Source organism: Streptomyces exfoliatus, from assembly GCF_000725545.1.
In the GTDB taxonomy this organism is placed as follows: domain Bacteria; phylum Actinomycetota; class Actinomycetes; order Streptomycetales; family Streptomycetaceae; genus Streptomyces; species Streptomyces exfoliatus.
Map to the genome: position 1 here is coordinate 1 of NZ_JNZP01000056.1, position 10,815 is coordinate 10,815.

Genomic DNA, 10,815 nt, shown 5'->3' on the forward strand with positions numbered 1-10,815 from the left:
TCTGGCGGCGCCGCCACCAGGCCCGATCCAGAACCAGCCATTACCACCGGCAAGCCGCCGATCAGACATGAAGATCACGATCTACAGCTGGAGTATTAACCGGCCCCCGCCGACCACTCCGAGCACGGCCGCTCACTCTAATCTCGCACACCTACCCGCACAACTACCCGCTCCCCTCGCCACTGATCTTGAACGCTTACCGGAGCCACATACGCGAGTGCGTCGGCAACGCGTTGTGCGGACAAGTCCACTCCGTCCCTCTGCTTTGACGTGGGGTTCCGCCACATCGTCTGTGCTGTCCGCAGGGGGACAGGGCAACTGCCTTGCACCTGGCCGGATTCAAGCGCCGATTATTTCTTTATGTGCTATTTGCTGCAGGCGCCGTCTCGGTGTCGCTGCCGTCAAGGCTGCCCATTGGGTCGAACTCTGCCTGTTTTCAGGCCAATTGGGACTCGTTCACACCCTCCGCTCTGAGCGAACAGATTCTCGACTCCCCCATGGATAGGGGCGGCGTACGTGTAGCTTCGTTAAGCGCGAGGGGGCGAGTGGGGTGCTATTTCCGGCTCCAATTGAACGGATGGCATCCGACCCGTGACGTCTACTTGTACATCCACTCGTCGGGCGGCTTGATTACCGTCCGCGTGGCGGCCTACGACACCATGCAATGCATCAAGAATGACGTCGTGGCCATTGCGATGGGATTCTGTGTTTCCATGGGCCAGTTCCTTTTCACCGCCGGTGCGAAGGGAAAGTGGTTCGCATTGCCGCACACCAAGATCCTCATGCACCAGCCCTCGTCCGGGACCGGACCAGTTGGTCCGCCCCAAGCCATGTCTTGGGGCGGCTGGTGGTCGACGCCGGAGCCGCCACGGCGGCCATCGCGCTCGCCACGGCCTCACCGGTCATGCCGACCGCCCTTGTCTCCGTACCGTCCTGCACGGAGCGGCCGACACAGGTGACGGGGATCCGACCCTGCTGTTCGCAGCCCTGGAGGGCGGATCCTGGGCGAGACATCGGCCGGCGGGGTCCGTCTGGCGGGAGCCTCGGCCCAGGTGCGACGCTCATGCCACGTGCGGGGTCCGCCCAGGAGCCGGTCGTCGCGCGGCCGGATTGGCGACTCGGCGTCGTCAGGCCGTAGGTTAGAGCTTTACGGTAGAAGGCTTGGATCATTAGGGAAGCGTGTGAGAAAACGAGCGGGCCTGACCGCCGAGAAGATCACGCAGGCCGCTGCCGACCTGGCCGACGAGGTCGGTATCCAGGCGGTCACCCTCTCGGCGCTGGCCCGCGACTTCGGGGTCAAGGACGCCAGCCTGTACGCGCACGTCAAGAACCTCCAGGACGTGCGGACGAGGGTGGCGCTGCTCGCCGCGGAGGAGATGGGCGACGAACTCGCCGCCGCCATCGCCGGCCGGTCCGCGAAGAGCGCCCTCATGGCTTTCGCCGACGCGTACCGCGCGTACGCTCTGCGCTGTCCCGGACGGTACGCGGCGACTCAGATGGGGTTGGACCTCGACCAGATCTCCGACGCCAAGGGGTTCGTCCGCAACATCGAGTTGACGTACGCGGTGCTGCGGGCCTACGAACTCGAAGAGCCTGACCTGACCGATGCGGTCCGGTTCATGCGAAGCACGTTCCACGGCTTCATCACGATCGAGGCGACCGGCGGGTTCGGGCACCCCCGAGACCTCGACGGATCCTGGCGCAGGGTGGTCGAGTCGGTTCACACCGCGCTTCGGCAGTGGCCGCAGGGTGCGGGCTGACACCTTGACGGCGCCGGTGCCCGCAACAGCTCGCGTCGGCTCTGGTGGACTCCGGCCCCACGTCAGTCGACGATGAACCCCTTGAACACGGCGTCACGCATCTCCAGGTAGCGCTCCATCATGTCGGCGCGCTCCGTGAGCACGTCCGAGATGTGCTGCACGCCGAAGAACGCGGACACGACGACCCGGGCGAGGGCCTTGGGGTCGGTGTCGGCGCGGAGCTGTCCCGCGTCCCTGGCGTCGGCGATCAGGGCGGCGAGCATCTCCCGCCACCACTCGTACGGCTTGGGCAGGTCCGCCCCGATCAGGGAGCGCTCGATCTGCAGCCGGGCACCGGCCTGGACCACGCTGTCGCCGCGGAACGCCTCCGCCGTGCCGTCCAGTACGGCGAGCAGAATGTCGAGCGGAGTGCCCTCCGAGGCGCGCACGCGCTCCACGAGTTCGGGCCAGCGCCTGTAGTGCTCCTCGACGACGGCGACGGCGAGCACGTGCTTGTTGGCGTAGTGGAAGTACACCGCGCCCTTGGTCATCCCGACCCGGTCCGCGACGTCCTGCAAGGTGACGGCGGGATAGCCCTGCTCGGCGAACACCTCGGCGGCGGCGGTCAGGATCTGGGCCTTGGTGCGTCGCGAACGCTCCTGTTTGGGCTGCCTGGTGGCCGGTTGGGTCGTGCCCGGGTTGCTGTTCGTAGCGCGCACCGAAGCCCGCCTCCTTCGTCGTGTGAGCCCCGCAGGAGCGCCTCTGTGGGCCGGTGGGCTCTGTTCTTGAAATATCCCTTCGGGAATGTATATTTTCCCGAAGTCGATCATAGTCCCACTCGCTGGGGCTGCTTGGGGGAGTTCATGTCGATCGGTATCTCTGAGAACGTCCCGGTCATGGACGCGTTGGAACACTCTCTTACCTACGACCAGACGGTGTCGCGCACCTTGGTGCACCGTGCCGCCGTGTCCGAGGTGTTCCTGACCGACGCGTGCGGACCGGACGATGCGGAAGGCGTCCGCATAGCCGCGCAGTGGCCGCGCAGTCACGCGCTGTACGAACCGGACGTGGCGGGGTTCAGCGACCCCGTCCTCATGGTCGAAACCGTGCGCCAAGCCGCCGTCTACACGGCGCACCGCTTCCATGGCGTGTCGCTGAACCACCGCTTCATCTTCTGTGACCTGCAGCTTGACATCGATGTCCCGCATCCGCTGCGGGTAGGGGCGACACCGCTGCACGTGGTGCTCGACGGCCGCTTCACCCCGAAAGCCAACCCGCCCGCCAAGCGCTTCGAGGCACGCTTCTCCACGGCCGTCCACGTCGACGGACAGCGCTGCGGCCGAGCCTCGGTGAGGCTCCTCGCGGTCGGCGACGAGCTCTACACCGCGCTGCGCCACCGCGTGTCCCATCCGGTCGGCGGACCCCGGCCGGCACGGCCCGGGATGCTGCTCCCGCCCGGCGAGGTGGGGCAGGTCCGCCCGGAGAACGTGCTGCTCAGCGCGGAGGGGGGCGGGCGGTACGGCATGCACCTGGCCACCGGGCACCCGGGCTACTTCGAGCACGCGTGCGACCACGTCCCCGGCATGGCCCTCGTCGAGGCGTTCCGCCAGGCGGGCCACCAGACGCTGCGCCGGTCCGGGGAGCTCAGGTCCCACCTGATGACGGGCTGCGAGGTCCGCTTCGACTCGTTCGGCGAACTGGACGCCCCCGTCACGATCCAGGCCCATGAGCACCACGCGTCGTCCGCGGGGCCGGGTGACCGGTCGGTCCGGCTGACGGCCTTCCAGGGCGAGGTCGCCCTCGCCCGGGCCACCACGACGTACCGCCTCCACAGCACCTGTCAGCCGGCCGTCACCGTCTGACGCCCACCGTCGCACGGCCAGAAGGGGATCGTCGTGGAGATCCATCAGTTGCGTGTCTTCCGGGAAGTGGCGCGGGAATCGAGCTTCACGCGGGCGGCCAGGAACCTGCACTGCGCCCAGTCCACCGTCACCGGTCAGATCAAGAGCCTGGAATCGTCCCTCGGGGTGGTCCTCTTCCTGCGACGGGGCCGCTGCCCCATCGAGCTGACGCCCGCGGGCTCGGTGCTCCAGAGCCGGGTCGACCGGCTTCTGCGCGAGGTCGACACGATGGGTCGCGAGGTCAAGGACGCCGCTCGGCACGGGGAGTTCGGCCACCAGCGCTGCGACCTCAGGAGCGCCCACGCGGTCTGAAGGCGGTGGACACCTCGTGCCGGGCCGCCCTGCCCGGACGACCGTCCGCCCCTTCCGACGTACCCCACCGGCAGGTCGCCCGGCCGGACCCGCCGCGTCACCCCCTGATCTGCTGCCGCCCGGAGCCGGAGGCGGCAAGGACACCATGAACCACCCTTCACGCGTCGTCGCCTTCTTCGACGTGGACGAGACGCTCATCAACCGCAAGAGCATGGCCAGCTTCCTCGCCTTCTACTGGCGACGGTCCGACGAGGACCGGAACCGATACGCCCGGGCGCGCGACGAACACCTCAGGCAACAGGCCGCCGGGGTGTCCCGGGCCCAGCTCAACCGGGCCTTCTACCGCAACTTCCGAGGTGCTCCCGAGGACGAGCTGCGCCGGGCCGGACGGGACTGGTTCGACGCGGAACAGTCCCGCGGGGACCTCTTCCACCCGCCGGCCGTCGAGGCCCTGCGTGCCCACCGGCGAGCCGGTCACCACATCGCGCTGGTCTCCGGATCCTTCTTGCCGTGCCTGGCGCCGGTCGCCGACGCCCTGCGGGCCGACACGGTGCTCTGCACCACGCCCGAGGTCCGCGAGGGCGTGCTGACCGGCGAGGTCGGCCCGCCGGTGATCGGCCCGCGCAAGGCCGAACTGGCGCGACGGACGATGGGGGAGCGTGGCGCGGACCCGGCCGGCTGTCATGCGTACGGAGACCACTCCAGCGACGCGGACCTGCTGCGCGCCGTGGGTCGTCCGGTGGTGGTGGGGGCCGATCCCGTACTCAACCACCTCGCCCTGAAGGAGGGTTGGGTCACCCTGCCTGGATGTCACCGGGAGCGGGTCGGCACACCGCGGGCAGCAGTGTCCGCCACACCTGCGGGGAGTCGTCGTCCGGTGCGGCCCGGGAGCCCGCGGTGAGGTGCCGCAGCCCGAGCAGCACGGCGAGCAGGAGCTGGCTGAGGACTTCGGGCCGGTGGACCCGGTCGATCGTGCCGCCGTCCTGGGCTACCGCCACCAGTCGCTGCAGGAGCTCCTGAAGCTCCTGCACCTGTTTGGCGCGGACTTCCGCGGACCACGCCTCGTCCAGCACCAGGCGCAGGCCGGCGCCGAACAGGGTGTCGTGCCGTACGCGGTGGGAGAGGTCCGTGAGCAAGGCGTCGAGCACCTGGACCGGGGCGCTGTCGGAGCCGGCGGCCGTGTCGAGGGCCTCCTGCCAGTGCTGCTCGAACTGCCGGGTCAGCTCGGCGCTCAGGGCGGCCTTGGACGAGAAGTGCCCGTAGAGCGCCCCCTTGGTGAGCCCGGTGCGCCGCGCGATGGTCTCCAGGTTGGCGCCGGCGAACCCCTGGGCGGCGAACTCCTCGGCCGCCGCGTTCAGGACCAGCGCGTAGGTACGTCGTGCTCTGTCCTGTTTCACCATCGCGTGGCCCCCACCTGAACACCCCCAAAAGATTCCTTCGAAGAGGAATTTTTTCTCATCTCGGAGTGCGGCGCAAGGGGCTCCGGCTGGTGAATATATGTCACTTCGTCAAGTGCGGGTCATGCGCACGCAGAGAAAGAGCAAAAGATGATGCCTTCCGAGCACCTCGCCCCGTCGTCCCCCACCCGGGACCCTGTGCGGGACGCGGCGACCCTCGGCGCGCGCCACGCGACCGAGTCCGAGCTCCTCCGCTCCCTGCACCCGGCCGTGGCCGGGGCCCTGACCGTGGCCGGGTTCCCGCGCCACTTCGTCCCCGCCGGGTTCGGCGGCGACGCGGGCACGTTCGCCGAACTCGTCGAGGCGGTCGCCGTGCTGGGGGAGGGGTGTACCTCGGCCGCCTGGTGCGCGGCGCTCCAGGCGGCCCACGGCAGGCTCGCCGCGCACCTGCCGCACCGCGGGCAGGCGGAGATCTGGGGATCCGGCCCGGACGTGCCGATCGCGGCGGCCGTGGTGCCGCCGGCCGGGGAACTCGCCGAGGTGCCCGGCGGCTACCGGCTGTCCGGCCGGTGGCACCTGGCGAGCGGCGTCGACCACGCCGACTGGCTGCTCCTGGCAGCCCCCGAGCCGGGCGACGGCAGCCGGAGCCCCCGCATCCTCGCCCTGCCCCGCGCCGACTTCACGGTCGAGGACACCTGGCGCAACACCGGACTGCGCGGGACCGGCAGCAACTCCGTGACCGTGGTCGACGCCTTCGTGCCCCGGCGCCGCACCATGTCCCGCGACGTGTTGGCCACCGGGCGTCCCGAGGAGGGCGCGGCGCGCTGTCACCGCGTCCCGTTCCCCCTGGTGGCCTCCCTCATGTTCGCCGCGCCCGCGCTGGGCGCGGCGCGCGGAGCCCTGCGCGCCTGGACCGACGCGCTGGTCGGGCGCGCGACGGGCGACGGCGGCGGACGCCTGGACGACGGCGTGGCCCAGCAGGTGCTGGCCCGTTCCTCCGCCGAGATCGACGCCGCGCACCTCCTGCTGCGCGGCGCCGCCGAACGCGCCGACCACGCCCCGCTCGACCGGCTGCCGGTGGCCCGGAACATGCGGGACGCTGCCGTGGCCGTGGAGATGCTGGTCGCCGTGGTGGAGCGGCTGTTCCGCAGCGGGGGGACGCGGGTCCAGTCCGAGGCGGAGCCGTTGCAGCGGTTCTGGCGCGACGTGCACGCCCTGGCTGGTCACGGTGCCCTGCGCCTCGCGCCCGCGGCCGCCGCCTACGCGCGGTCGGTTCGGGACGAGGGTCAGGGAGTCGAGGGACGCGCCGCCTAGGGGGTGTCTTGTCGATCGGGCCGGATCAGGGAGCGGAGTCTGGTGCCGTGGATCGCAAGGCGGAGGGGGTGCCATGGCGACCGACGACAACGCGGCGAGGCGCGGTGCCGGACGCCGCGAGCCCGGCCGATCGGCAAGGCACCCGAGAGCCGCCGGGAAGGGGGGCCGGGGCTCTCGACGGCGGCCCGGGCCGGGCGCCCGGGCGTGGCGCCGACGGCACTATCGGGATCTCCGATCAAATTTGAAACCTTTGCGAACGAATGATTTCCTCCTCGCAGGGCACCTTGTGGCCTCCGAGGCGCATCGGGGAGGCGGGTGCCCGGCCGAGAGCAGGCTCCTCCTGCTCGGCATCGACCGAGAATGGATGATTCCCGTGACCATGTATCCCGGACCGTCTGCCGTCCTCGCCGTCAGCCGTCGCCCCCACCCGGTCGACCGTGGTGACGGCCCGTCATGCCAGCCCGCCTCCCGAGAGCCCCACGCGGTCCAGAGTCGTGTCGACCGGCGGGGTGCGGGACTGCCGCCCAGGGTGCCCGTCGAGTCGGTGTCCCGCGAGCCCGCCGGGGGCGGCCGCGGCTCCGGCGCTCGTGAGGCGTCCGCGCAGGAACTGGCGTGGTGGCAGCGCACGGAGGAGCTGCGATGTCGATTCGAGAGGGCGCTGACGCGCGAACTCGGCCGACTGGGGCTGTCCCTTTCGACCTATCTGGCGCTTGAGCAACTGGCCCTCCACGACGGACACCTGCGCATAACCGAGCTCGCCGAGGAGGTCCGGCTCAGCCCTTCCTCCGCGTCCCGCGTCGTGGATCGCCTGGTCCGTGACGACCTCGCGGTCCGTATGCCGAGCCCCGGCGACCGGCGCACGGTGCACGGCCGGATCACCCAGCGGGGCATGGCGCTGTACGAGAGGGCGGTGCCCGCCTACCGCAAGGCCCTCGCGCAGGCGCTCGACCACGCGCCGAGCGCCCGGGGCGGGGTCGACGACCCGTACGCGACGCCCGGCCGTCAGTCGGGCCCCGCGCCCCGAACCGAGCGCTAGGGTCTTTCGTTTGGATCGGGCCAGACCCCGCGGGCCCGGCGTGATCCGAACGAGAGGCCCCAGGGCCTGTCCGGCCCCGATCCGCCGGACGGGCCCTAGAGAAGCGTGTCGAGGAAGCCGGCGAGCTTGGTGCGCAGGCGCTCGACCTTCTCGTCCACCGTCAGCGACTCCTTCATGCGGCTTCCGGGCTGGGCCCGCTTCTTGCCCCGCACGTAAAGGGAGCAGGCGAGGTCGCCGCAGATGTACTCGCCCACCGTGTCGTCGCCGCTGCCGCTCTGGCGCGCGCGGCGCGCGGTCATCAGGGTCACCCCGCTCGCCGGGTGCGTCGTCAGGCAGATCGAGCACATGGACTGGTGCCGCAGGCTGCCCCGCTGGGACGGCAGGCGGAAGGCGAGACCCACAAGGCGGTCCTCGTGCTCGGCCACGATGTAGCTGCGCTGTGGTGCGGCCGGGTCGCGCCAGCCGAGGAAGTCGAGGTCGGCCCACGGCAGTTCGGGGAGATCCCGCGGCGTCGTGAGGCGGGAGGCCTCGCCCTTGGTGCAGTTGACGAACGAGGCGCGGATTTCCGGGTCGGTCAGTTCCTTCATGATCCTGACCGTAACAGTGCCTATGTATAGTAGGCAACTGCCAAGGACCCCTAGGTAGAGCCTCGTGCTCCGTCCCATCCATCGCGCAAAGAGAGGCGAAAGCCATGTCCGGAGAGATCAGCACCACGAGCGCCGAGGAGGGGGTACCGGCCGAGCCGGCCGCGGAGTCGGAGCGCTCGCCCGTCGTCGTGGCACTCGTCCTGGCCATGGGCGCGTTCGTCGCCCTCCTCGACACCACGATCGTCGGCGTGGCCATGCACTCGTTCACCGAGTACTTCGGCGTCGGCCTCGCGGACGCCCAGTGGGCGTCCACCGCGTACCTGCTCGCGATGTCGTCGGTGATCCCGGCGACCGGGTGGGCGGCGCAGCGCTTCGGCGCGGCCCACACCTGGATCGCGTCGCTCTCCGTCTTCCTGATCGGTTCGCTGCTGTGCGGCGTCGCCTGGTCGATGGGCAGCCTGATCGCGTTCCGGGTCGTGCAGGGCCTCGGGGCCAGCATGCTCTTCCCGCTGATGCGGATCATCGTCGTCCAGGTCGCGGGCCGGGCCCAGATGGGCCGCATGATGACGATGATGGCCGTGCCGCTGCTCGTCGCGCCGGTGCTCGGACCCGTCCTCGGCGGCACGCTCATCCAGGAGTTCTCCTGGCGATGGGCGTTCTTCCTCAACGTGCCGATCATCCTCGCGGTCATCGTGCTGTCCGCGCGCAACCTGCCCAACTCCAAGGGCGAGGCGCCCGGTCGCCTCGACGTCGCCGGACTGCTCACCATGGGCGGCGGCCTCGTCGCCCTCATCCTCGGCTTCAGCAACCTGGCCAAGGGCACCGCGGCGACGGGCCCGCAGGTCCTCCTGCCCGCCGCGATCGGCGTGGCCCTGCTGGCCGCGCACGGAATCCGGGCCGCCCGCTCCCGCACCCCCGGCGTCGTGGACTTCTCGCTCTTCCGCGACCGGGCGTTCACCGCGTCCACGTCCATCACGCTGCTGAACAACTTCGGCCTCTACGGCGTCGTCGTCCTCGTCCCGCTGTTCTTCCAGCAGGCGGGCGGCAAGGGGCCGTTGGGCGCGGGGACCATCATGGTGGCGCAGGGCGTCGGCACGGCGGTCGCCGTACTGCTCGTCGGCCGGGTCATCGACACCAAGAGCAACCCGCGCGCGCTCGTGCTCTTCGGACTCCTGCTGGTCGCCGCGGGCCTCACCACCTTCGCCGTGGCCGACACGAGCGAGGTGACCGTCCTCCTGCTCGTCGCCCTGTTCGTGCAGGGCATCGGCCTCGCCCTGGTGTCGTCGCCCATCATGGTGACGCTCTACCACTCGCTGCCGGCCGCCGGCGTGCCCGCGGCGACGACCGCGAACGCCGTGTCCCAGCAGCTCGGCGGCGCCGTCGGCACCGCCACCATCGCGCTGCTCGTGCAGCACTACGTCTACGTGGGCGGTGGCGCCGCGGCGGACTTCAGCGCCGTGTTCTGGTGGGCCCTGCTCTTCGTGGGCCTCACCGCCGTCCCCGCGCTGTTCCTCCCCCCGGGAGCGTCGAAGCAGGCGTGAACCGGCCGTGAGCGCCCCCGGGGCGGGCGACCCGCCCCGGGGGCCCACACCCGCCCCGGCTCTCCGAGCTCCCCCCGTTGTCCAGGAAAGAACTCTTATGGCTGTCACCACACTTGACCTGGCCAAGGTGCGCAACATCGGCATCATGGCCCACATCGACGCGGGCAAGACGACCACCACCGAGCGGATCCTGTTCTACACCGGTGTCTCGTACAAGATCGGTGAGGTCCACGACGGCGCCGCCACGATGGACTGGATGGAGCAGGAGCAGGAACGCGGCATCACGATCACGTCGGCCGCGACGACCTGCCACTGGCCGCTCGAGGACGTCGACCACACGATCAACATCATCGACACCCCGGGCCACGTCGACTTCACCGTCGAGGTGGAGCGCAACCTCCGGGTGCTCGACGGTGCCGTGACCGTGTTCGACGGCGTGGCCGGTGTCGAGCCGCAGTCCGAGACGGTGTGGCGTCAGGCGGACCGCTACGGCGTCCCGCGCATCTGCTTCGTCAACAAGCTCGACCGCACCGGTGCCGAGTTCCTCCGCTGCGTCGACATGATCGTGGAGCGCCTCGGCGCCGTCCCGATCGTCATGCAGCTCCCGATCGGCGCCGAGGCCGACTTCCAGGGTGTCGTCGACCTCGTGAGGATGAAGGCACTCGTCTGGTCCGCGGAGGCGGCCAAGGGCGAGGCATACGACGTCGTCGACATCCCCGCGACGCACACCGAGGCTGCCGAGGAGTACCACGGCAAGCTGGTCGAGACGGTCGCCGAGAACGACGAAGAGATCATGGAGCTGTTCCTGGAGGGTCGGGAGCCCACCGAGGAGCAGCTGTACGCCGCGATCCGTCGTATCACCCTCGTGTCCGGCAAGCCCGACACGGCCACGGTCACCCCCGTCTTCTGTGGCACCGCGTTCAAGAACAAGGGCGTCCAGCCCCTGCTCGACGCCGTCGTCCGCTACCTCCCCTCCCCCCTGGACGTC

Annotated in this window: 11 protein-coding genes and 1 pseudogene; 9 read left to right on the plus strand and 3 right to left on the minus strand. The window is 70.3% G+C overall.

Annotated features, from left to right (window positions below; genetic code table 11):
• Nucleotides 1-497 precede the first annotated feature (497 nt).
• A pseudogene (locus tag IO20_RS41840) lies at nucleotides 498-803 on the plus strand (ATP-dependent Clp protease proteolytic subunit); the annotation flags it as partial.
• Nucleotides 804-1,181: 378 nt separating this feature from the next.
• Nucleotides 1,182-1,760, plus strand: a complete 579-nt coding sequence (locus IO20_RS0133505; RefSeq protein WP_030556908.1) for a TetR/AcrR family transcriptional regulator — start codon at nucleotides 1,182-1,184, stop codon at nucleotides 1,758-1,760.
• Between the two features lie 62 nt (nucleotides 1,761-1,822).
• Here the strand turns inward: IO20_RS0133505 and IO20_RS0133510 are convergent, their stop codons facing one another.
• Entirely contained in the window at nucleotides 1,823-2,458 is a 636-nt protein-coding gene (locus tag IO20_RS0133510; RefSeq protein WP_245685148.1) for a ScbR family autoregulator-binding transcription factor, read from the minus strand.
• A gap of 177 nt (nucleotides 2,459-2,635) precedes the next feature.
• On the opposite strand from IO20_RS0133510, the gene IO20_RS0133515 reads away from it, so the two are divergent.
• From IO20_RS0133515 to IO20_RS39325, 3 genes are all read left to right on the plus strand, one after another.
• Nucleotides 2,636-3,601 carry a ScbA/BarX family gamma-butyrolactone biosynthesis protein gene (locus IO20_RS0133515; RefSeq protein ID WP_169749564.1) on the plus strand — a complete coding sequence of 322 codons (966 nt, stop codon included), beginning with the start codon at nucleotides 2,636-2,638 and terminating at the stop codon, nucleotides 3,599-3,601.
• Nucleotides 3,602-3,634: 33 nt separating this feature from the next.
• Nucleotides 3,635-3,952: a LysR family transcriptional regulator gene (locus tag IO20_RS0133520; RefSeq protein WP_063761467.1), complete on the plus strand. Its 318-nt coding sequence runs from the start codon at nucleotides 3,635-3,637 to the stop codon at nucleotides 3,950-3,952.
• 145 nt (nucleotides 3,953-4,097) lie between these two features.
• A complete protein-coding gene (locus tag IO20_RS39325) occupies nucleotides 4,098-4,853 on the plus strand; it encodes an HAD family hydrolase (protein ID WP_030556916.1) in 756 nt (251 codons plus the stop codon).
• On the opposite strand, the gene IO20_RS41080 is transcribed toward IO20_RS39325, so the two are convergent.
• A complete protein-coding gene (locus IO20_RS41080; protein WP_051875177.1) occupies nucleotides 4,747-5,352 on the minus strand; it encodes a TetR/AcrR family transcriptional regulator in 606 nt (201 codons plus the stop codon). The two genes, IO20_RS39325 and IO20_RS41080, sit on opposite strands and share 107 nt — an antisense overlap.
• 147 nt (nucleotides 5,353-5,499) lie before the next feature.
• On the opposite strand from IO20_RS41080, the gene IO20_RS0133535 reads away from it, so the two are divergent.
• Both IO20_RS0133535 and IO20_RS40585 read left to right on the plus strand, forming a co-directional pair.
• Complete coding sequence (locus tag IO20_RS0133535; RefSeq protein ID WP_245685149.1) at nucleotides 5,500-6,663, plus strand: acyl-CoA dehydrogenase family protein; 1,164 nt, start codon at nucleotides 5,500-5,502, stop codon at nucleotides 6,661-6,663.
• A 544-nt stretch (nucleotides 6,664-7,207) separates the two neighbouring features.
• Nucleotides 7,208-7,699, plus strand: a complete 492-nt coding sequence (locus IO20_RS40585; protein WP_157850862.1) for a MarR family transcriptional regulator — start codon at nucleotides 7,208-7,210, stop codon at nucleotides 7,697-7,699.
• Nucleotides 7,700-7,794: 95 nt separating this feature from the next.
• On the opposite strand, the gene IO20_RS0133545 is transcribed toward IO20_RS40585, so the two are convergent.
• Entirely contained in the window at nucleotides 7,795-8,286 is a 492-nt protein-coding gene (locus IO20_RS0133545) for an FBP domain-containing protein (protein ID WP_030556923.1), read from the minus strand.
• A gap of 104 nt (nucleotides 8,287-8,390) precedes the next feature.
• Between IO20_RS0133545 and IO20_RS0133550 the strand changes: the two genes are divergently transcribed.
• Nucleotides 8,391-9,827 (plus strand): DHA2 family efflux MFS transporter permease subunit, encoded by a 1,437-nt coding sequence (locus tag IO20_RS0133550; RefSeq protein ID WP_030556924.1) that lies wholly within the window; start codon nucleotides 8,391-8,393, stop codon nucleotides 9,825-9,827.
• Between the two features lie 97 nt (nucleotides 9,828-9,924).
• The coding region (locus IO20_RS0133555) for a GTP-binding protein (RefSeq protein ID WP_037636928.1) at nucleotides 9,925-10,815 on the plus strand (891 nt) is incomplete at its 3' end.